At 70.1% G+C, this 21938-nt stretch carries 18 protein-coding genes; 11 read left to right on the forward strand and 7 right to left on the reverse strand.

Features of this window, described 5'->3' with window-relative positions; translation table 11 throughout:
• Nucleotides 1-59: 59 nt before the first annotated feature.
• From gltX to FA743_RS04450, 3 genes are all read left to right on the forward strand, one after another.
• Entirely contained in the window at nucleotides 60-1454 is a 1395-nt protein-coding gene (gene gltX, locus FA743_RS04440) for a glutamate--tRNA ligase (protein WP_136884661.1), read from the forward strand.
• 78 nt (nucleotides 1455-1532) lie between these two features.
• Nucleotides 1533-2822: a citrate synthase gene (locus FA743_RS04445; protein WP_136884662.1), complete on the forward strand. Its 1290-nt coding sequence runs from the start codon at nucleotides 1533-1535 to the stop codon at nucleotides 2820-2822.
• 102 nt (nucleotides 2823-2924) lie between these two features.
• Nucleotides 2925-3590, forward strand: a complete 666-nt coding sequence (locus FA743_RS04450) for an SDR family NAD(P)-dependent oxidoreductase (RefSeq protein ID WP_136884663.1) — start codon at nucleotides 2925-2927, stop codon at nucleotides 3588-3590.
• 60 nt (nucleotides 3591-3650) lie between these two features.
• Here FA743_RS04450 and FA743_RS04455 read toward each other — a convergent pair whose 3' ends face one another.
• The 5 genes from FA743_RS04455 to FA743_RS04475 form a co-directional block, all read right to left on the reverse strand.
• Complete coding sequence (locus FA743_RS04455; protein WP_136884664.1) at nucleotides 3651-5450, reverse strand: aminopeptidase P family protein; 1800 nt, start codon at nucleotides 5448-5450, stop codon at nucleotides 3651-3653.
• Nucleotides 5447-6139, reverse strand: coding sequence for a metal-dependent hydrolase (locus FA743_RS04460; RefSeq protein WP_136884665.1), 693 nt, complete (start codon nucleotides 6137-6139; stop codon nucleotides 5447-5449). Before FA743_RS04460 ends, FA743_RS04455 begins: the two co-directional genes overlap by 4 nt.
• Nucleotides 6140-6223: 84 nt before the next feature.
• Nucleotides 6224-7960, reverse strand: a complete 1737-nt coding sequence (recJ, locus tag FA743_RS04465) for a single-stranded-DNA-specific exonuclease RecJ (RefSeq protein WP_136884666.1) — start codon at nucleotides 7958-7960, stop codon at nucleotides 6224-6226.
• 78 nt (nucleotides 7961-8038) lie between these two features.
• Nucleotides 8039-9004, reverse strand: a complete 966-nt coding sequence (glpX, locus tag FA743_RS04470; RefSeq protein ID WP_136884667.1) for a class II fructose-bisphosphatase — start codon at nucleotides 9002-9004, stop codon at nucleotides 8039-8041.
• Between the two features lie 78 nt (nucleotides 9005-9082).
• Nucleotides 9083-9334 carry a BolA family protein gene (locus tag FA743_RS04475; RefSeq protein WP_136884668.1) on the reverse strand — a complete coding sequence of 84 codons (252 nt, stop codon included), beginning with the start codon at nucleotides 9332-9334 and terminating at the stop codon, nucleotides 9083-9085.
• 81 nt (nucleotides 9335-9415) lie between these two features.
• Here FA743_RS04475 and FA743_RS04480 point away from each other — a divergent pair, with 81 nt between their 5' ends.
• Complete coding sequence (locus FA743_RS04480) at nucleotides 9416-10045, forward strand: J domain-containing protein (protein WP_136884669.1); 630 nt, start codon at nucleotides 9416-9418, stop codon at nucleotides 10043-10045.
• An 89-nt stretch (nucleotides 10046-10134) separates the two neighbouring features.
• Here FA743_RS04480 and lnt read toward each other — a convergent pair whose 3' ends face one another.
• Nucleotides 10135-11664, reverse strand: coding sequence for an apolipoprotein N-acyltransferase (lnt, locus tag FA743_RS04485; protein ID WP_136884670.1), 1530 nt, complete (start codon nucleotides 11662-11664; stop codon nucleotides 10135-10137).
• Nucleotides 11664-13946: a DEAD/DEAH box helicase gene (locus tag FA743_RS04490; protein ID WP_136884671.1), complete on the reverse strand. Its 2283-nt coding sequence runs from the start codon at nucleotides 13944-13946 to the stop codon at nucleotides 11664-11666. The genes lnt and FA743_RS04490 overlap by 1 nt, the downstream gene beginning before the upstream one ends.
• A 274-nt stretch (nucleotides 13947-14220) precedes the next feature.
• Here FA743_RS04490 and FA743_RS04495 point away from each other — a divergent pair, with 274 nt between their 5' ends.
• The 7 genes from FA743_RS04495 (at nucleotide 14221) to FA743_RS04525 (ending at nucleotide 21878) form a co-directional block, all read left to right on the forward strand.
• On the forward strand, nucleotides 14221-16104 hold the full coding sequence (locus FA743_RS04495; RefSeq protein WP_246054825.1) for a cation:proton antiporter: 1884 nt from the start codon (nucleotides 14221-14223) through the stop codon (nucleotides 16102-16104).
• A 69-nt stretch (nucleotides 16105-16173) separates the two neighbouring features.
• Nucleotides 16174-17916 (forward strand): arginine--tRNA ligase, encoded by a 1743-nt coding sequence (gene argS / locus FA743_RS04500; RefSeq protein ID WP_136884672.1) that lies wholly within the window; start codon nucleotides 16174-16176, stop codon nucleotides 17914-17916.
• An 82-nt stretch (nucleotides 17917-17998) separates the two neighbouring features.
• Nucleotides 17999-19171 (forward strand): SPOR domain-containing protein, encoded by a 1173-nt coding sequence (locus FA743_RS04505; RefSeq protein ID WP_246054826.1) that lies wholly within the window; start codon nucleotides 17999-18001, stop codon nucleotides 19169-19171.
• Nucleotides 19161-20156 carry a glycoside hydrolase family 3 N-terminal domain-containing protein gene (locus FA743_RS04510; protein ID WP_246054827.1) on the forward strand — a complete coding sequence of 332 codons (996 nt, stop codon included), beginning with the start codon at nucleotides 19161-19163 and terminating at the stop codon, nucleotides 20154-20156. The genes FA743_RS04505 and FA743_RS04510 overlap by 11 nt, the downstream gene beginning before the upstream one ends.
• Nucleotides 20135-20989: a segregation and condensation protein A gene (locus FA743_RS04515; protein ID WP_136884674.1), complete on the forward strand. Its 855-nt coding sequence runs from the start codon at nucleotides 20135-20137 to the stop codon at nucleotides 20987-20989. The genes FA743_RS04510 and FA743_RS04515 overlap by 22 nt, the downstream gene beginning before the upstream one ends.
• Nucleotides 20973-21650, forward strand: coding sequence for an SMC-Scp complex subunit ScpB (gene scpB, locus FA743_RS04520; protein WP_136884675.1), 678 nt, complete (start codon nucleotides 20973-20975; stop codon nucleotides 21648-21650). The genes FA743_RS04515 and scpB overlap by 17 nt, the downstream gene beginning before the upstream one ends.
• Nucleotides 21651-21662: 12 nt before the next feature.
• Nucleotides 21663-21878, forward strand: coding sequence for a hypothetical protein (locus FA743_RS04525; RefSeq protein WP_136884676.1), 216 nt, complete (start codon nucleotides 21663-21665; stop codon nucleotides 21876-21878).
• Nucleotides 21879-21938: the final 60 nt, after the last annotated feature.

Here is a 21938-nt window from a genome sequence, read left to right on the forward strand (position 1 = left end):
GTGCTTACCAAAGCGTTAACGCCCGTCCTGCACAGCCCCGAACCTGCCCGAAGGCCGCCATGACCCAGACCCCCGTCGTCACCCGCTTTGCCCCCTCGCCCACCGGCTATCTGCATGTGGGGGGCGCGCGGACGGCGCTGTTCAACTGGCTGTTTGCCCGCGGCCGGGGCGGCAGGTTCCTGCTGCGGATCGAGGATACCGACCGCGCCCGCTCCACCCCCGAGGCGACGGCTGCGATCCTGAAGGGCCTGGAATGGCTGGGGCTGGACTGGGACGGCGAACCCGTCAGCCAGTTTGCCGGCAAGGACCGCCATGCCGAGATCGCCCACCTCATGCTGGAGAACGGCACCGCCTATCGCTGCTTCTCGACCACCGACGAGATCGCCGCCTGGCGCGAGGCCAACCCGCGCCAGCCCTTCATCAGCCCCTGGCGCGACGCGGCGGACCTGCCCGACGCGCCCTTCGCGATCCGGCTGAAGGCACCCCGGTCGGGCGAGACGGTGATCGAGGACCAGGTGCAGGGCGCGGTGCGGGTCGCCAACGACCAGCTGGACGACATGGTCCTGTTGCGCAGCGACGGCACGCCCACCTACATGCTGGCCGTGGTGGTCGACGATCACGACATGGGCGTGACCCATGTGATCCGGGGCGACGATCACCTGACCAACACCGCGCGCCAGATCCAGATCTATGACGCGATGGGCTGGGACCGCCCGGTCTTTGCCCATATCCCGCTGATCCATGGCGAGGACGGCAAGAAGCTGTCCAAGCGTCATGGCGCGGTCGGCCTGCATGAATTCGCGGCGCTCGGCTATCCTCCGGCGGCAATGCGCAACTATCTGGCGCGGCTTGGCTGGAGCCATGGCGATGACGAGCTGTTCGACGATGCGCAAGCCCTCGAGTGGTTCGGGCTGGAGGGCATCGGTCGGGCGCCCGCCCGGCTGGACTTCAAGAAGCTGGAACATGTCAGCGGCCACCATCTGGGCGCCATGTCCGACGAGGCTGCGCTGGCTGCACTGCAGCATTACCTGGCCGAGACCGGCGCCCCCGACCTGACCGACACGCAGCGCCAGCGCATCCTGTCGGCCATGCCGGCGCTGAAGGAGAAGGCTCGGACCCTGCCCGGGCTGCTGGACCACGCACGCTTTGCGATGATCGACCGGCCCGTGCAGCCCGACGACAAGGCAGCCAAGGCGCTGGACACGGTATCCCGTGGTATGCTGAAATCCTTGACCGCCGCAGTGCAGAATGCTAGCTGGAGCCGAGACGATCTGGAGGAGGCGGCCCAGAAGGTCGCATCGGAAAACGGTGTCGGACTGGGCAAGATCGCAGGGCCCCTGCGCGCCGCCTTGGCCGGGACCAGCACGACCCCCAGTGTGTTCGACATGATGACTGCGCTCGGCCGCGAGGAAACTCTGGCCCGGCTTCAGGACCAGACCGATTTGGCAGGCTGAAGCCTGCCTTCACATGCTTGGGCTGTCTGACGGGGTAAGCGACGGACCGCCCGGCCAAAGCCGGAAAGGACGCCTTGCATGGCCGACAAGACCGCCACGTTGCGTATCAACGACCAGGACTATAACCTGCCCATCCTGACCCCGACCCAGGGGCCGGAGGTGCTGGACATCCGCAAGCTCTATGGGCAGGCGGACGTGTTCACCTATGACCCGGGCTTCACCTCGACCGCCAGCTGCGATTCGACCATCACCTATATCGATGGCGACAAGGGAGAGCTGTGGTATCGCGGCTATCCGATCGAGCAGCTGGCCGCCAATTCCCACTATCTGGAAGTCTGCTACCTGCTGCTCTACGCCGAGCTGCCCACGCCCGAGCAGATGCGCGATTTCGAGTTCCGCGTGACGCGGCACACGATGGTGCACGAGCAGATGCACAACTTCTTCCGCGGCTTCCGTCGCGACGCGCATCCGATGGCCACGATGGTCGGCGTGATCGGGGCCATGTCGGCCTTCTACCACGATTCGACCGACGTCAACGATCCCTGGCAGCGCGAGGTCGCGGCCATCCGCCTGATCGCCAAGCTGCCGACGATCGCGGCGATGGCCTACAAGTATTCGATCGGCCAGCCCTTCGTCTATCCGCAGAACGACCTGGATTATGCCAGCAACTTCCTCAACATGTGCTTTTCGGTCCCGGCCGAGAAATACAACGTCGATCCAGCCCTGGCCCGCGCCATGGACCGCATCTTCACGCTGCATGCCGATCACGAGCAGAACGCCTCGACCTCGACGGTGCGTCTGGCGGGCTCGTCGGGGGCCAACCCCTTCGCCTGCATCGCGGCGGGCATCGCCTGCCTGTGGGGGCCTGCCCATGGCGGCGCCAACCAGGCCTGCCTGGAGATGCTGCGCGAGATCGGGACCGTCGACCGGATCCCCGAATTCATCGCCCGCGCCAAGGACAAGAACGATCCGTTCAAACTGATGGGCTTCGGCCACCGGGTCTACAAGAACTTCGACCCGCGCGCGACGGTCATGAAGGAATCGGCCGACGAGGTCCTGGAGCTGCTGGGCGTGGGCGACAATCCGACCCTGCAGGTCGCCAAGGAGCTGGAGAAGATCGCGCTGGAGGACGAGTACTTCATCGAGAAGAAGCTCTATCCCAACGTGGACTTCTATTCGGGCATCATCCTGGAGGCGATGGGCTTCCCGACCTCGATGTTCACGCCGATCTTCGCGCTGTCGCGCACGGTCGGCTGGATCGCGCAGTGGAAAGAGATGATCGGCGATCCGCAGAACAAGATCGGCCGCCCGCGCCAGCTGTATGTCGGGGCCGACCGCCGCGACTATGTAGATCTGGACAAGCGCTGAGCGCTGCGCCGGGACGGTGACGGGGCCCCTTCGGGGGCCCCTTTTTCATGGGCGCGCTCGGGGCTCTTGCGCGCCGCGCGGCGGGGTGGCAAGGGAGCGGGCATGAGCGAGAACGATCAGGCAGGCGCGCCGAGACTGGCGCTGGTGACGGGGGCCTCGCGGGGTCTGGGTGCGGCGCTGGCCGAGGGGCTGGCCCTGCGCGGCTATCATGTGCTGGCGGTGGCCCGCACGGTGGGTGCGCTGGAAGAACTGGACGACCGCATCCGCGCCGCGGGCGGGCAGGCAACGCTGGCGCCGATGGACGTGACCGAACCTGCCGCGATGCAGCAGATGGTGCAGGCCATCGCCAGCCGGTGGGGCGGCCTCGATCTGTGGGCGCATTGCGCGGTCCATGCGGCGCCGATGTCGCCCGCGCCCCATATCGAGGGGCGGGACTGGACCAAGTCCATGCTGGTCAATGTCGAGGTCACGCGCGGCCTGATCGCGCTTCTGGAACCCGTGCTGCGCCAGAAACAGGGCACGGCGCTGTTCTTCGACGATGCACGGGGCGGGCAGAAGTTCTTCGGCGCCTATGGCGCGACCAAGGCCGCGCAGATCGCCCTGGCGCGCAGCTGGCAGGCCGAGACGGTCTCGACCGGGCCGCGCATCCTGATCGACGCCCCGGCGCCCATGCCGACCGCCGTCCGCGCCCGCTTCTATCCCGGCGAGGACCGCGCGGCCCTGACGCCCTGCAAGGACGAGGCCGCGCGCATCCTGTCGCTGCTCTAGGTCGTGCGTCCCGCGACGGCGGGGGGCTGCCCGCCCCCCGCACCCCCCGGGCGCCGTGCCTTAGGCCAGCGGCCGCGTCGCGGCAGCAAGCCAGTCCAGATCCGCACCTTGCAGATCCGGTGACAGCGCTGCGCGCACCCGTGCGTGATAGTCGTCCAGCCAGGCGATCTCATCCCGCGACAGCGCGTCACGGTCGATCAGCCGGCGGTCGATCGGGCAGAGCGTCAGCGTCTCGAAACCCAGCAGGCTGCGGCCCGGCTCGGCCTCTGCCGGGGCCACCGCGACCAGATTCTCGATGCGGATGCCGAAGGCGCCCTCGCGGTAATAGCCGGGCTCGTTCGACAGGATCATCCCGACCTCCAGCGCGACATCGCCCGCGCGGCTGATCCGCGCCGGCCCTTCGTGGACGCAGAGCGCGGCGCCCACGCCGTGACCCGTGCCATGGTCGAAATCCAGACCCTCGGCCCAGAGGAACTGCCGCGCCAGCGCATCCAGATGCGCCCCCGCCACGCCCTTGGGAAAGCGCGCCCTGCTGAGCGCGATCATGCCCCGCAGCACGGCGGTGAAGGGCGCCACCGCATCGGCCCGCACGGGACCAAGCGCCACGGTGCGGGTGATGTCGGTCGTGCCATCCGCGTACTGCCCGCCCGAATCGATCAGCAGCAGCTCGCCCGGTTCCAGCCGCCGGTTCGTGCCCTCGGTCACCCGGTAATGGACGATGGCGCCGTTCGGCCCCGCCCCCATGATCGTGTCGAAGCTGATGTCGAGGATGCCCGCCTGACGGCGCAGATCCTCCAGATGGCGTACCACGTCGATCTCGGTCAGGGCCGAGGGGTCCTGCCGGTCCAGCCAGGCCAGCAGGCACACCATTGCCACGCCGTCGCGGTGATGGGCGGCCCGCATGCCCGCCAGTTCGGCCTCGGTCTTGCGCGCCTTGGGCAGCACGGCAGGGTCGGGGCCGCGCGCGATGGTCGTGCCTGCGTCCTCAAGGATGCGGAAGGCCGCCTCGGGCGCGCTGGCGGGGTCCAGACGGACCGGTCCTTCCAGATCGGTCAGGGCGGCAGACAGCGAATCGGGCGGCAGGATGGTGACATCGGGGCCCAGATGGGCGCGCAGGGCGCCGTCGAACTTGGCGCCGTCTGCGAACAGCGCCAGATGGCCGCTGTCCGACAGCACCGCGAAGGACTGCACCACCGGGTTCTTGGGCAGGTCGCTGCCCCGGATGTTCAGAAGCCACGAGATCGAATCGGGCAGGGTCAGCAGCGCCGCCGCCTGATCCTCGGCCTTCAGCGCATCGGCCAGACGGCCACGTTTCGCTGCGGCGGTCTCTCCGGCCAGTTCGTCAGGATGAATGCGGGCCGCGCCCACGGGCGGGGCGGGGCGGTCGGGCCAGACCGCATCGACGGGATTGGCCTCCAGCGCGATCAGCCCGATGCCGGACCCTTCCAGCGCCGTCTCCATCCCCTCGATCTCGCGCCGGGCATGCAACCAGGGGTCGAAGCCCACGCGCCCGCCCTGCGGCAGCGCCTCGCGCAGCCAGTCCGAGGGCCGCGTCTCGGGCCAGTTCACCGGGGTGAACTGTGCCAGGTCCAACTGATCGCGCACCTGCACCCGATAGCGCCCGTCGACGAAGACGCCCGCCCGGTCGGCGCAGACGATGGCAAAGCCCGCGCTGCCGGTGAAGCCCGTCAGCCAGGCCAGCCGCGCATCGGCATCGGCCACGTATTCGCCCTGATGCACATCCGCGCGGGGCACGATGACGGCGGCCAGATCCTGCGCCCGCACCACCTGGCGCAGGGCCTCCAGCCGGGCGGCGTGATCGCTGCCGGGGGCGGGGTTGTCGAAGCTTTGGAACCTCACAACGAGATCGCCTTCATCACCTGCGGCTCGATCACCTGCGCATCCGGCAGGGCGTCGATCAGCACCTGCGCGGATTGCTCCAGCGCCGGGAAGGTCTTGTAATGGCAGGGGATCACGGTCTTGAACGCGAAATAGCGCTTGGCGGCATAGGCGGCGCGGGCCATGTCCATGGTGAAATGGCCCCCGGCGCAGAGGATGCCGATGTCGGGCTTGTGCAGATCGCCCATCCATTCCATGTCGGCCATGATGTCGGTGTCGCCCGAGACATAGATCACATGCCCCTCGCCGGCGATCATGTAGCCCGATTCGTGGCCTGCATAGACCGGCCCGTCCGGCCCGCTGATCGAACTGGAATGGGTCGCATTCACCATCGTCACCTTGGCGCCGCCCAGATCGATGGTGCCGCCCTTGTTGAAGCCGATGCCCTCGATCTTCTCGGACGCCTCCCAGTGGCTGATCAGGTCATAGATGCCCACCACCGGGATCTTCAGCTCGCGCGCCAAGGCCAGCGTGTCGCCGCTGTGATCGCCATGGCCATGGGTCAGCAGGATATGCGTCGCCCCCGCGATGGCCTCGGCGCGGGCGGTTTCGGGAAAGACGGGGTTGCCGGTCAGCCAGGGGTCGATGAGGATCACGGCCTCCTCGATTTGCAGACGGAAGCCGGAATGGCCAAGCCAGGTCAGGTTCATCGGGATCTCCTCAAGGTCTGTCGCCCACAGGGTAGCGAGGGCGCGCGGTCCTGACCAGAACGCATGGGGACAGTGCGGGTTGCCTCAGACCGGGGCGGCGTCGTCCAGCCGCAGACGCAGACGCTCGCGCCCGCCCCAGGTGGACAGCTCCAGCTTGCCGGCCAGATGGAACCGCCGGCCCTTGGCGCCGATCAGCCCGGGCCCGAGCGGGCCGTCCATCGCGCCCCAGGCCACGGCCTCCAGCGCCGGGCCGCCGGCGCTGCGGAAGGACAGGCGCAGATGCCGGTCGCCCATGGTGGCAGCGCTGTCGATCAGCTGGTCGGCAAAGGCGAAGCGCGGCGCCGGAGCGGCCTGCCCGAAGGGACCGGCATCCTCCAGCATCCGGAACATCTGCGGGGTCGCGCCCGAGGGCTCCAGCAGCCCCGAGATGCGCAGGTCGCCCGACCCGGTCCGGCCCGCCAGATCGCGGTCGATCAGGTCGGCCAGCCGCGCCATCGCGGCGGGGATCTGCGCCTCGGCCACGGTCAGGCCCGCCGCCATCGCATGACCGCCGCCCTTCAGCAGCAGGCCCTCGGCGGCCAGACGCTGGATCGCCCGTCCCAGATCGACGCCGGGCACCGACCGGGCGCTGCCCTTGCCGATGCCGTGATCCACCCCGATCACGACCGAGGGCAGGTCGGTGGCCTCCTTCAGCCGCGCGGCGACGATGCCCACGACCCCCGGATGCCAGCCCGGACCGGCGGCCCAGGACAGGCGCGGATCACCCCGCGCCTCGGCCTGCGCCAGGGCCTCCAGCCGGACGGAGGCCTCGATGCTGCGGCGGTCGCGGTTCAGCTCGTCCAGCTGCGCGGCCAGACGCCCGGCCTCGCCCGTGTCCCGGGTCGACAGGCACAGCGCCCCCAGATCGGCGCGCCCGACCCGGCCGCCTGCATTGATGCGCGGTCCCAGCAGGAAGCCCAGATGAAAGGCGGCGGGCGGCCCGTCCAGCCGGGCGATGTCGGACAGCGCGACCAGCCCGGGCCGTTGCCGCCGCGCCATCACCGCCAGCCCCTGCCGCACGAAGGCCCGGTTCACGCCGACCAGCGGCGCCACGTCGGCCACCGTGGCCAGCGCCACCAGATCCAGCATGGCCATCAGGTCCGGCTCGGGCAGGCCGCGGCCGCGAAGCACGCGCCCCGCCTGCACCAGCGTCAGAAAGACCACGCCCGCCGCGCAGAGATGCCCCAGGGCACCGTCCTCGTCCATGCGGTTGGGGTTCACCACGGCCAGCGCGGGGGGCAGCGTCTCGGCGCCCAGATGGTGGTCCAGCACGATCACGTCACAACCCGCGGCCGCCGCCAGCGCCTCGTGCGACAGCGTCCCGCAATCGACGCAGACGATCAGGTCATGGGCGGCGGCCAAGCCAGTCATCGCGGGCACGTTGGGGCCATAGCCCTCATCGATGCGGTCGGGAATATAGAGGGTCGCTGACCGCCCATGGCTGTGCAGCCAGTCGATCAGCAGCGCCGCCGAGGCCCCGCCATCGACGTCGTAATCGGCAAAGATCGCGATGCGCTGGCCCCTGACGGCGGCCTCGACCAGCCGCTCCGCCGCCAGGCCCATGTCGCGCAGCGCCAGCGGATCGGGCAGCAGGTCGCGCAGCTTCGGCGCCAGGAACCCCGCCGCCTCGGCCGGGTCGACCGCGCGTTCGGCCAACACCCGCGCCACCGGCAGGGGCAAGGCCGCCTGCTGCGCCAGCCCTTCGGCGCGGCGCTCCAGATCGGCTTCGGGCCCGGTCCAGCGCCGCCCGGTCAGCGAGCTGTCGATGCCCAGAAATGCCACGTCGCGCCTGCCTTCATCTTGGCCCAAATATCCCGGGGGGAGTCCCGGAACGGGACGGGGGGCAGCGCCCCCCTTACCTCACCTGACCGGGTTGCGATAGGTCATCCGCCGCACCGATCCGGTCTTGGACCGCATCAAGATGGTCTCGGTCGTCAGATAGCCCGGCTCGCGCTTGACGCCCGCCACGATCGATCCGTCGGTGACCCCGGTCGCGGCAAAGATCACATCGTCGGTCACCAGATCGTCGCGGGCATAGATGCGGTCCAGGTCGGTGATCCCTGCCTTGCGGGCACGGCCCTTCTCGTCCGCGTTGCGAAACAGCAGCCGCCCCCACATCTGCCCGCCCATGCATTTGAGCGCCGAGGCCGCCAGCACGCCCTCGGGCGCCCCGCCCGAGCCCATATACATGTCGATGCCGGTCAGCGCGGCCTCGGCGCAGTGGATGACGCCGGCCACGTCGCCATCGGTGATCAGCCGGATGGCCGCGCCGGTCTGGCGGACCTCGGCGATCAGGTCCTCGTGGCGGGGGCGTTCCAGGATGCAGACGGTGATGTCCGAGGGCGCGCAGCCCCGCGCGGCGGCCAGGGCGCGGACGCGTTCGGCGGGGGCCATGTCCAGACTGACCACGTCGACCGGATAGCCCGGGCCTACGGCCAGCTTGTCCATGTAGACGTCGGGCGCGTGCAGCAGCGTGCCGCGCGGGGCCATGGCGATGACGGTCAGGGCATTGGGCATGTCCTTGGCGGTCAGCGTGGTGCCCTCCAGCGGGTCCAGCGCGATGTCCACCTCGGGGCCGTTGCCGGTGCCCACCTCCTCGCCGATGAACAGCATCGGCGCCTCGTCGCGCTCGCCCTCGCCGATGACGACGACGCCCCTGATGTCCAGCATGTTCAACTGGTCGCGCATGGCGTTGACGGCGGCCTGATCGGCGGCCTTCTCGTCGCCGCGCCCGATCAGGCGGGCCGAGGCATGGGCGGCCGCCTCGCTGACGCGGGCCAGGCCCAGAGACAGCATCCGGTCGTTGAAATCCTGAGGTGCGGTCATGATCCCAGTCCCTCCCGTTGGGTTCGGGGCCTTCTAGGCGGCGGGGCAGGGGGCGGCAAGGCTGGGGGCGCTAACGGCTCAGCTTTCCGACAACTCCAGCGCGAGGGCGTGGATCTGCGGCACGATGTCGCCCAGGGTCGCATGCACCAGCCGGTGCCGGGCGATCCGCGACAGCCCGGCAAAGGCCGGGCTGGCCATGCGGATGCGGAAATGGCTTTCGCCGCCCTCGCGAAAGCCCGCATGGCCGCGATGGCCCTCGCTTTCGTCGATCACCTCCAGCCGGGTGGGGGTCAGTGCCGTCAGGCGTTCGGTCATTCTGTCCGCGATCATCCGCGTATCCTTCCGTCAAGGGCTTTCATGCGCCGCCAAATCGCCTAGACTGCCGCCTCCGAGTCGCAAAGGTGCCCCTCAATGAGCAAGAACGACCCGTTTGGCTTCGACATCTCCGCTGCCAAGGACAAGAAGCGCAAGACCAAGGGCCGGCGTGGCATGTCGGGGGCGTTCGAGACCTCGACCCGCATCTGCGAGCGCGAGGGCTGCGACGAGCCGGGCCAGTACCGCGCCCCCAAGAATCCCCGCAATCTGGACGATTACTTCTGGTTCTGCAAAGAGCATGTCCGCGAATACAATGCCAACTGGAACTATTTCCAGGGCCAGTCCGAGGAAGAATTCCAGCAGTTCATCGATAATGCCACCGTGTGGGAACGCCCCACCAAGCCCTTCGGCCGCTCGGCCGCCGAGGACAAATGGGCCCGCCACGGCGTCAGCGACCCGCTGGAGATCCTGGGCGCCAACGGCACCGCGCCCGAATCCCGCGCCCAGTCCAGCGCCCGCAAGCTACCGCCCACCGAGCGCCGTGCGCTGGACATCCTGGAGGCCAAGGATCACTGGACCCGGGCCGAGATCCGCAAGCAGTACAAGTCGCTGGTCAAGGACCTGCATCCCGACATGAATGGCGGCGACCGCTCGGACGAGGATCGCCTGTCCGAGGTGGTCTGGGCCTGGGATCAGATCAAGGAGAGCCGTTTCATCCGCGACTGACGGTGCAGGGGGTGGAGCGGGGCAGGGGGCTGCCGCCCCCGTCGCCTGCGGCGACTCCCCCGCGGATATTTCAGCCAAGATGAAAGGGGTCAGGTCGGGCGTCTGCGGCGGGGCCAAAGGCCTGCCGTGAGGATCAGGGCCAGGAGCACCAGAACGGGGGTGTTGCCGGTCTGGCTCCAGAGGGTGGGGGGCAGGGCGCCGGGCAGCGGGGCGTCGATCCGGCCCGCCTCGTTCAGGGGCAGGCTGGCGCGGATTTGGCCGCGGGCGTCAATAACCGCGCTGACGCCGGTATTGGCGGCGCGGACCAGCGGCAGGCCGGTCTCGATCGCGCGCAGCCTGGCCTGGGCCAGATGCTGGTAGGGGCCCGAGACGGCACCGAACCAGGCGTCGTTGGTCGCCTGCAGCAGCCAGCCGGGGCGCTGGTCCAAGGCGCGCAGGTGCTGGGGAAAGATCGCCTCGTAGCAGATCAGCGGTTGCAGGTCCGGAATGCCGGGCAGGGACAGCAGGGTCGGACCGTTGCCTGCGGAATAGCCGTTGCCCTGCTGCGCCGCGAAGGCGGTGATGCCGATGCGGGCCAAGGCGTCGCCCCAAGGCATGTATTCGCCGAAGGGCACGAGGTGGAACTTGTCATAGATCTGGCCGACCTCTCCGCCCGGGGCGACGGTGGCGAGGCTGTTGTAGAAGCGGCGGCCCTCGCGGCGCTGGATGCCCATGATCAGGGGGGCGCCGGCGGCCTGCGACATGGCGGGCAGGACCGGGCCGGCATCCTCGAGCAGGAAGTTCACCGCCGTCTCGGGCCAGATGACCAGATCGCGGGGGCCGGGTTCAGCGGACAGGTCCAGCAGACGGCGGAAGAACACCGCCGACCAGTCGGGATCCCACTTCAGGTCCTGTGCCGCATTGGGCTGGACCACGCGCAGGGCCAGGTCGCGGTCGGGGGGCAGGGGCTGCGCCAGCCGCGAGAGACCCGCGGCCCAGGTGCCGCCCAGCAGGATCAGGGCGAGAAGCGTGCCGGGCAGCAGCGGTGCCCGGTGGGCAGGGCGCCACAACAGGCCCGGCAGGGCGGCCATCGTCAGCGTCAGGACGCCCAGACCGAGGGCTCCGGTAAGGGCGGCCGTCTGGCCGATCGGGGTGTCGATCCAGACATGGCCGATCTGGGCCCAGGGAAATCCGGTGAAGATCCAGCCGCGCAGCCAGTCCGACAGGATCAGGGCCGCCGCGATGGCCAGTGCCTGACGCCGCCAGCCCGGCGCCAGCCGTGCTGCCGCCCAGGCCGGCAGGGCCCAGAACAGCGCCCCGCCAAGGGCCATCAGGATCAGCGCGAAGGGGGCCATCCAGCCGTGGCGGGCGATGTCGACCAGGAAGGGTTCGACGATCCAGCACAGCGCCAGGGCGAACCAGCCGAAGCCGGCGGCGAGGCTGTGCCAGAAGACGGCCGAGGGACGCGCCCGCGCCAGGCGCCAGATCAGCAGGCCCAGGGCCAAGGGCGTCGCGGCCCAGAGCCCGAAGGGCGCGAGGCCCAGGGCTGCCACCAGCCCCAGGCCCAGATCGGGAAGAAGCCGGCGCAAGGGCGGTCGGCCCCTGCGCGTCAATCGGGGAGGGCGGGTCGCCTGACGCATCACGCCTCGGCGTCGGCATCCCTGCTCTGGCTGGCGTCATCCGCCGCCGGGTCGGTCTTCTTGCGGCGGGTCCGTTTGGGCGCGGCTGCCGGGGTCGCATTTTCGGACGCGGCCTCATCGGTCGTGGCCGCCTCGGGGGCGGCATCGGCCTTGCGGCGGCTGCGGGTCTTCTTGGGCGCAGGGGCGTCCGTCTCGGCGGCGTCCGCCTTGGGGGCGGCCGTCTTGCGCGGACGACCGCGCTTGGGCTTTTCGGGCGCGACCTCGGCGGTTGCCTCCGAAGGCTGGGTCGCCTCGGTGGGGGCGGCCTCTGCGGGGGCCGCGTCCTTGACGGTCTCCACCGGAACGTCGGTCACCGGGGTCTTGCGGCTGCGGCTGCGCTTGGGCTTCGGGGCCGGATCGGCCTCGGGCGCCACCGGGTCTGCCGCCGGAACCGCAGCTTCGGCCGGAGCCTCGATCGGGGTTTCTGGGGTATCGGTCCGGGCCTCGGTCTCGGCAGATGCCTTACCGCGTCCGCGACCGCGGGTGCGGCGGGCGGGCTTGGCCTCGGGCTCGGCCTCGGCGGCGGGTGCGGCCTCGGGGCGGGGGGCGACATCCTCGGAGAGGCCGGCGCTGCGCAACTCGACCAGCATGAATTGCGGGACGTGATCGCCCAGACCCATCACCTGATGGCCCCGGCCCTCGCCGCTGCGGCCCTCCTGGTCGCGTCCACGCCGTCCGTCGCGGCGCTCGCCCCGGCGGTCGTCGCGCCGATCATCCCGGCGGGGTTCCTCGCGGCGGGTCTCGTCGCGGGCGGGCTGTTCGGCCCGGGCCTCGTCCCGGCGCGGCTCCGACCTGCGCGGCTCGTCGCGACGCGGCTCGGGGCGGCTGTCGGTCCGGGTTTCTGCCCGGCTGTCAGGACGTGCCTCGGGCAGGGCCTCCGGCGCAGCTTGGGCGACAGGCTGAGCTGCGGGCTGGTGCTGCTCGACGCGCGTCTCGACGGGCTGCTCCACCGGGGTCTGCGCCTGCGGCTCGGCGTCGCGGCGACGGCGGCTGCGGTCGCGCGAACCGCCCTTGCGATCCTCGGACTTGGTGTCGGCGCCCTTGCGGCCTTCGCGGGGGCGATCCTCGTCAGACGGCGCGTCCGAGGCGACGAAGCCTTCGGGCATCTCGACGCGGGGCAGGCTTTGCTTGAGCAGCTGCTCGATGGCGGTCAGGTATTTCTCGTCCGAGGGCATGCCGATGCTGATCGAGGTGCCCAAGCGTCCGGCGCGACCGGTGCGGCCGATGCGGTGGACGTAATCCTCGGCATGGCTGGGCAGGTCGAAGTTGAACACATGGCTGACCGCCGGGATGTCCAGACCGCGTGCCGCCACATCCGAGGCGACCAGCAGCCGCAGCTTGCCGTCGCGGAAGGATTCCAGCGTGCGCGTGCGCTGGCTCTGGTCCAGATCGCCATGGATGGGGGCCGCGTCATAGCCGTACTTGGCCAGCGACTTGGACACGATGTCCACGTCGGTCTTGCGGTTGCAGAAGATGATCGCGTTGGTCAGCAGCTCGCCCTCGGCGTCGATCAGCGCGCGCAGCAGGTCGCGCTTCTGGCGTGCGGCCACGTCGCGGCGGGCCGGGGCCATCTGCACCAGGCGCTGCGTGATCGTCTCGCTGGCCGAGGCCTGGCGGGCGACCTCGACCCGTTCGGGCGAGTGCAGGAAGGTGTTGGTGATGCGCTCGATCTCCGGCGCCATGGTGGCGCTGAAGAACAGCGTCTGGCGGGTGAAGGGCGTCAGCTGGAAGATGCGCTCGATATCGGGGATGAAGCCCATGTCCAGCATGCGGTCGGCCTCGTCCACGACCATGATCTGCACGCCCGTCAGCAGCAGCTTGCCGCGTTCGACATGGTCCAGCAGGCGGCCGGGCGTGGCGATCAGCACGTCGACGCCGCGGTCGATCAGCTTGTCCTGCTCGCCGAAGCTGACGCCGCCGATCAGCAGCGCCTTGGTCAGGCGGGTGTGCTTGGAATAGGTGTCGAAGTTCTCGGCCACCTGGGCGGCCAGTTCGCGGGTCGGGCACAGCACCAGGCTGCGCGGCATGCGCGCGCGCGCACGGCCACGCCCCAGCAGCGTGATCATCGGCAGCACGAAGCCCGCCGTCTTGCCGGTTCCGGTCTGCGCGATCCCCAGCACGTCGCGGCCTTCCAGGGCGGGCGGGATGGCCCCCATCTGGATGGGCGTCGGCGTTTCGTAGCCGGCCTCGAGCACGGCCTGCAGAACCTTGGGATCCAGCTTCAGATCAGAAAATTTGGTCATTCGGGGCTTTCCATTAAGCCGCGCCCTTGCCGGGCACGTTGCGTTCCATGCCGCGCGCCGCGAGGGGCGCTAGGGCGGCAAAGTTGGGACGCAGTCACGGACGCCCCGCCTTGATGCCTGCCGGATGCAGACCCGCACCGCCTAGACCAAACAGGCTGCCGCGTCAATCTTTTGCGTCAAGCTGCCTGCAGGGACGCCCCACATTGCGCTTGACCGGAACCCCAGGGCCCGCCAGGGGCTTGTCCGCGACAGCCGAAATGACGAAGGGGCCGCCATGGACGGAGAGATGGTGCAGGGCCTCAGCCCCGTGCAGGTGGTGGCGCTGGTCGGTGTCCTGGGCGTGGGGGCGCAGTGGCTGGCCTGGCGGTTCAGGCTGCCGGCGATCGTGCTGATGCTGGGGATCGGCCTGCTGGTCGGCCCGGTCTTCGGCCTGTTCCTGCCCGACCGCGACCTGGGCCCGATCTATCGCCCGCTGATCGCCGTGGCCGTCGCCATCATCCTGTTCGAGGGCGGGCTGACGCTGGATTACAGCCGCTTGGGCGATGCCCGCGCGCCGGTGCAGCGGCTGGTCTATCTGGGCGCGCCCCTGGGCTGGGCGCTGTCGGCGCTGGTCCTGTGGCTGGCGGTCGGCCTGTCCTGGCAGGCGGCGGCGGTCTTCGGCGGGGTGATGGTCGTCACCGGCCCCACCGTCATCGCACCGATGCTGCGCCAGGCCCGGCTGCGCGCCCGCCCCGCCCAGATCCTGCAATGGGAGGCGATCGTCAACGACCCCATCGGCGTGCTGATCGCGGTTCTGGTGCTGGAGGTCGTGCTGGTGCTGGAGACCGGCTTGTCGGTCGGCGCCGCCGCATGGGTCATCGGGTCGGGCATCGGCTTCGCGGCACTTCTGGGCTGGGCTGCGGGGCGCTTCATGGCGCTGGCCTTCACCCGGGCCTGGGTGCCCGAATACATGAAGGTGCCCGTGCTGTTCGTGGGGGTCATCGCGGTCTTTGCCGCCACCGACAGCGTCCTGCACGAGACCGGCCTCTTGGCCGTCACCATCATGGGCATGGTGCTGGCCAATTCCCGGCTGTCCTCCTATGCCGAGCTGCACCGCTTCAAGGAACATGCGACGATCCTGCTGGTCTCGGGCGTCTTCGTGCTGATGGCGGCCTCGCTGGATTTCGCCACCTTGGGCGAGCTGACCTGGCGCGCGGCGCTGTTCGTGATCTTCACCGTCGCGCTGGCGCGGCCCCTGCAGGTGCTGATCCCGCTGATCGGAACCTCGCTGCCCCTGAACGAGCGCTGGCTGATCGCGCTGACCGGGCCGAGGGGCGTGGTGATGATCGCGGTCTCGGGCCTGTTCGGCGACAAGCTGGTCGAGGCGGGGATCGCGGACGGGGCGACGCTGGCGCCCCTGGCCTTCATCATCGTGCTGTCCACGGTGGTCATCCACGGCTTCACGCTGGCGCCGCTGGCCCGCAGGCTGGGCCTGTCGGGGCCCGAACGTCCGGGGCTGCTGCTGGTGGGCGGATCGCCCTTCGCGGTGTCGCTGGCGCAGGCGCTGGAAAAGGCCGGCGTCGGCACGCTGATCGCCGACACCAACCGCCAGCACCTGACCCGCGCCCGGCAGGAGGGCATCCCCACCTATTACGGCGACATCCTGGGCGAGACGGCCGAACATCAGGTCGAGTTCATCGCCTATCCCGCCGTGCTGGCGGCGTCCGACAACGATGCCTACAACACGCTGGTGGCGACCGATCTGGGCCCCGACCTGGGGCGCGAGGCGGTCTGGCAGATCAGCCGTGAACGCGACCACGCCCGCCACGCCCTTCCCGCGCAGCTGGGCGGGCAGCGGCTGGAGGGGCGCCCGACCTTCGCATCGGTGAACCAGCGGCTGGCCGATGGCTGGACCCTGCGATCGACCCGGCTGACCGAGGAATACGATCTGGACGACTGGCGGTCGGAACGCCCGGGGGCCGAGCCGCTGGTGATCGTGTCCAAGGCCGGCGCGCTGCGCTTCGTCACCGAGGACACGGCCGTGACGGCGGGGGCGGGCGACTGGATCACCGCCTTTCTGCCGCCCGAGCAGTCGCGCACCGCCCCGCAGCCGCAGATCGCCGCCGAGGCCGCCGAGACGGCCCGCGAACAGCGGGAAAAGGCGGAAAGCGGCAGCTGACCGGGGGCTATGTGTTGACCTTCCCCGGCCTGGGGCGTTAACCCGCTTGGGTCAATCAGGAAGCGTATGATGAACCTTTTCACGGATCTTCGCGGCGTCGTCGTCGAGGCGCTGGACCGGATGGTGCAGGCGGGCGAGCTGCCCGCAGGTCTCGATTTCGCCAATGTCACCGTCGAGCCGCCGCGCGATCCGGCGCATGGCGACATGGCCACCAATGCCGCGATGGTGCTGGCCAAGCCCGCAGGCCTGAAGCCGCGCGAGATCGCCGACCGCCTGGCCGCCCGGCTGACCGACCCGCGCATCGCGTCGGCCGAGGTCGCGGGGCCGGGCTTCCTGAACCTGCGCCTGTCGCCCGCCGTCTGGCAGGGCGTGATCACCGCCGCCCTGAAGGCGGGGATCGGTTATGGCCGCTCGGACATGGGCGTGGGCAGCAAGGTCAATGTGGAATTCGTCAGCGCCAACCCGACCGGGCCGATGCATGTGGGCCATGTGCGCGGCGCGGTCTTCGGCGATGCGCTGGCGCGGCTGTTGTCCTTCAGCGGCCATGACGTGACGCGCGAATACTACATCAACGACGGCGGCGCGCAGGTCGACGTGCTGGCACGCTCGGCCTACGAGCGCTACCGCGAGGCCAACGGGCGGGAACCCGAGATCCGCGAGGGGCTCTATCCCGGCGACTACCTGATCCCGGTGGGCGAGGCGCTGAAGGCGAAATACGGCGACAGTCTGCTGGACCGCCCCGAGGAAGACTGGCTGGACGACTTCCGTGAGTTCGCCACACTGGCGATGATGGAGCAGATCCGCGGCGATCTGGCCATTCTGGGTGTCCAGATGGATGTCTATTCCAGCGAGAAGGCCCTGTATGGCACCGGCCGGATCGAGGCCGCCATCGCGCGGCTGGACGGCATGGGGCTGATCTATCGCGGCGTGCTGGAGCCTCCCAAGGGCAAGCTGCCCGAGGATTGGGAGGCGCGCGAGCAGCTGCTGTTCCGGTCCTCGGCCCATGGCGACGACGTGGACCGCCCGATCCAGAAATCGGACGGCGCCTGGACCTATTTCGCGCCCGACATCGCCTATCACTGGGATAAGATCGACCGGGGCTTCGACCAGCTGATCGACGTGTTCGGCGCCGATCACGGCGGCTATGTCAAGCGCATGTCGGCGGCGGTGAAGGCGCTGTCCAACGGTCGCGTGCCTTTGGACGTCAAGCTGATCCAGCTGGTCAAGCTGTACAAGAACGGCGAGCCCTTCAAGATGTCCAAGCGCGCGGGCACCTTCGTCACGCTGCGCGACGTGGTCGAGGAGGCGGGGGCCGATGTCACCCGCTTCATCATGCTGACGCGCAAGAACGACGCCTCGCTGGATTTCGACTTCGCCAAGGTGCTGGAGCAGTCCAAGGACAACCCGGTCTGGTATGTGCAATACGCCAATGCCCGGGTGAACTCGGTCCTGCGCCGGGCAGCCGAGGCGGGCATCGCGGTCGATGATTCGACCCTGGCGGGTGCCGATCTGTCGGTGCTGGCGCATCCGGCGGAACTGGACCTGGCCCGCAAGGTCGCCGAATGGCCGCGGCTGGTCGAACATGCGGCACGCGCCCACGAGCCGCATCGCGTGGCCTTCTTCCTCTATGAACTGGCCTCCGACCTGCATTCGCTGTGGAATCGCGGCAATGACGACACCTCGCTGCGCTTCATCCAGGACGGCGATGCGGTCACAAGTCAGGGAAAAATTGCGCTGGTCCGGGCGGTTGGCGTTGTTATTTCATCTGGTCTCGCTATTCTTGGCGTCACTCCGGCGGAAGAAATGCGCTGACCGAATGCGCCATCGCCGGATGTGCTGAGAGCAGGCAAAACGTTAATCCGGAACAACCGGCGGGCAGGCGAAAATGGCAGTGATGGATTTCCGCGAAGGCGGCTACGTGTTCTCGCGTCACAAGGTGAAGCGTGAATTCTCTTATGATCAGGCGGGCTGGAACGGCCAGCCCGAGGCGGGGCAGGGCGCCGCCCCGGCAGCCGCCGACAGCGACGGGCTGTCGGCGCGTCTGGCGCGGGTGACGCATTATGTCGGCGCCGTGGCCTCGGTCGGGCTGATGGTCGGGCTTCTGGCCTGGGGCTGGCAGATGGTGTCGCGCGACGTGTCGGGCGTGCCGATCATCCGCGCCATTGAGGGCGAGGCCCGGACCACCGCCGAGAACCCCGGCGGTCAGCTGACCAACCATACGGGGCTGGCGGTGAACTCGGTCGCGGGCGGTCAGGCGATGACCCCCGCGCAAGAGGTCGCCATCGCCCCCGCCCCGGTCGACCTGTCCGAGGATGACGTCGCGATGGGCGAGCTGGGCGCCCTGGCCCGCGAACCCTCGAACCCGTCCGAGACGCCCCTGACCTTCGCGGGCGAGCCGATCGTGCCGCTGTCCGACAGCGAGGCCCGCGCCCTGGCCGCCGCGACCGAGGCCGCCGCCGCCGAACGCGCGCTGGCCGATCAGGCGGTGAATCAGGCCGCCATCATCGACGCCCCCGCCAGCGAGGGCCCGGTGACCGAGGTCGTCACCGACGAGAACGGCGTGCCCGCCCAGGCCGCCGCCATCGCCGAGGCGCTGGCCGAAGCGCAGGCCGAGGCCGATCCGGGGATGCTTGTCGCCTCGACCCGTCCCGCGCCGCGTCCGCGCGTGACCCGCGTCTCGGCCGCTCCAGCCGCCGCCGCGGCCCAGCCCGCGGTCGTGCAGACCGCCGCCGCCGAGGCGCCCGCCGCCCGGCCGGCCACCTCTGATGCGACCCCCGCACCCGAGCCGACCCCCGAACCCGTGGCGGCGAGCAGCAGCGCCGGCGGTCCGGTCGTGCAGGTCGGCGCCTTCGACAGCGATGCCATCGCCTCGGGCGAGTGGCAGCGTCTTGCGGGACGCAATGGCGGGCTGTTCTCGGGCAAGTCGCCGGTCATCCAGGAACACCAGTCGAACGGCCGCACCTTCTGGCGGCTGCGGGTGGCGGGCTTCGAGTCGATCTCCGAGGCGCGGCAGTTCTGCTCGGCGCTGCAATCCTCGGGGACGGACTGCCTGGCGCTTGGCGGCTGATCCGGTGGCCGGCAGCGCGACCATCCTGGGGGGCATTGCCGGCCCGACCCTGACCCCGGACGAGGCCGCCTTCTTTCGCGAGGCCGACCCCTGGGGCTTCATCCTTTTTGGGCGCAACGTGGACAGCCCCGACCAGCTGCGCCGCCTGACCGGCGATCTGCGCGCGGCGGTGGGCCGCGACGCGGTCATCACCGTCGATCAGGAGGGCGGGCGCGTGCAGCGCCTGCGCGCGCCGCACTGGATCGACTGGCCCGCGCCCCTGGATCAGGCGGTGGCGGGACCGCGCGCGATGTGGCTGCGCTATCACCTGATCGGGCAGGAGCTGCGCGCGGTGGGCATCGATTCGGATTGCGCCCCCACGCTGGACGTGGCGCAGGACGCGACCCATGCCTTCCTGCGCAACCGCTGTCTGGGCTCCGACCCGGCCCGGGTGGCCCTGCTGGGCCGCGCGGCGGCGGACGGGCTGCTGGCGGCGGGCGTGCTGCCAGTGGTCAAGCATCTGCCCGGCCATGGTCGGGCGCAGGTGGACAGCCATCACGGCTTGCCGGTGGTCGAGGCCGCGCTGGCGGATCTGGACGCCGTCGATTTCGCGCCGTTCCGGGCGCTGAACGACCTGCCGATGGGCATGACCGCCCATATCCGCTTCATCGCGCTGGACCCGGCCCCGGCGACCGCCTCGGCCCGGATGATCGGGCTGATCCGCGACCGGATCGGCTTTGACGGGCTGCTGATGACCGATGACATCACCATGAATGCCCTGTCGGGAACGCAAGCCGAGCGCGCGGCAGCCTCGATCACGGCGGGCTGCGATCTTGTGCTGCATTGCAATGGCACGGTGGCCGAAATGGCCCCGGTCGTGCAGGCGGCGGGCTCCATGACCCCGGACGCGACCCGCCGGGCCGGGGCCGCGCTGGCCCGCCGCCTGTCGCCTGCTGACGCCGACCTTGCCGCGCTGCGCGCCGAATGGCAGACGCTGGTCGCGTGAGCGCGCCTGCCGCCGATCCCCAGGAACCCTCCGTGACCCGCGCTGCCCCGCCCGCCGATGATGCCGCCTCCGTGGCGCAGCGCCGCGCCGACGAGGCGCTGATCGTCGATGTCGACGGCTACGAGGGGCCGCTGGACCTGCTGCTGACGCTGGCGCGCACGCAGAAGGTGGACCTGCTGAAGATCCGCGTGCTGGATCTGGCCGAGCAATACCTGACCTTCGTCGAGGAGGCCCGCGCGCTGCGGATCGAGCTGGCGGCGGATTACCTGGTCATGGCCGCCTGGCTGGCCTTCCTGAAATCACGGCTGCTGTTGCCCCCCGATCCCGAGGCGCCCGGCCCCTCGGCCCAGGACATGGCCGCGCATCTGGCCTTCCAGCTGGAACGCCTGGCCGCGATGCGGCAGGCGGCGGCGCAGCTGATGGGCCGCGACCGGCTTGGCCAGCAGCGCTTTGCCCGGGGCGCGCCGGAAACCGTGGCCCGCCACCGCCGCACCGACTGGCAGGCGGGGCTGATCGACCTGATGCGCGCCTATGCCCGGCTGAAGACGCGCGACGAGTTCCGCCCCTATGCCTTCGACCGGCACGACGTCTTCACGATGGAACAGGCGCTGGAGCGGATGCGCCGCCTGATCGGCTTTACCGGCGACTGGACCGATCTGGCGGTCTTTCTGCCAGAGGGGTGGCAGGCCGACCCCGCGCGGCGGCGCAGCGCGACGGCGGCCACCTTCGCCGCCTCGCTGGAGCTTGCGCGCCAGGGCCGGCTGGAGATACGGCAGGACAGCAATTTCGCGCCCATCCATTACCGGCACCGATCCCATGACGACCGCCCCTGACGCCCCGCCGCCTCCCTCGCCCGCCCCCTCCCTGTCCGAGCAGGAGCGGATGGTCGAGGCGATCCTGTTCGCGGCGACCCGGCCCGTGACGCTGCGCGATCTGGCCGCGCGGATGCCGCACGGCTGCGATCCGGCCGAGGCGCTGGCCGGGCTGCAGCGCCTTTATGCCGGGCGCGGGGTGGTGCTGGAGCGGATCGGCGAGGGCCATGCCTTCCGCACCGCCCCGGACCTGTCCTTCCTGATGCAGACCGAGACGGTCGAGACCCGCCGCCTGTCGCGCCCCGCCGTCGAGACGCTGGCCATCATCGCCTATCACCAGCCCGTCACCCGCACCGAGATCGAGGAGGTGCGCGGCGTCGCCGTCAGCCGCGGCACGCTGGACCAGCTGATCGAGATGGGCTGGGTGCGCATGGGGCGGCGCCGGATGTCTCCGGGCCGTCCCGCGACCTTCGTGGTGACCGAGGAGTTTCTGGATCATTTCGGTCTGGAATCGGCCCGTGACCTGCCCGGCCTGTCGGAATTGCGGGCAGCGGGGCTTCTGGACTCGCGCCCGCTGGCCGGGGGCCTGGGCCCTCCCCTTGCGGGAGAGGCGGGGGATGATGATATGGAACCGGAGGGCCTGGGGTCTGTTCCACCAGAGCCGTCGGATGACGACGCGTGAAAAGGTGCGACCATGAATATGAATATGCTGTTCAACATGTTTACCCGGCTCGTCATGCGGCGGGCGATGAACTGGGGCATCAACAAGGGCATGGGCAAGATGTCCCGCGGCAAGGGCAAGCCGCCTGCAGGCGGTCAGCCGGGCGCCGGGCAGGGCCGGGGCCAGCCGAACGGGTCCGCCGATCTGGCCCGGAAGATGCGCACGCTCAGCCGCCTGACCCGGCGCTGACTCTGCCTGTCCGAAAACTGGCGCCTCTGGCCATGACGCGCGGCCCGCGCTAGGGCTTCG

The organism is Paracoccus gahaiensis, from assembly GCF_005048225.1.
Taxonomy (GTDB): domain Bacteria; phylum Pseudomonadota; class Alphaproteobacteria; order Rhodobacterales; family Rhodobacteraceae; genus Paracoccus; species Paracoccus gahaiensis.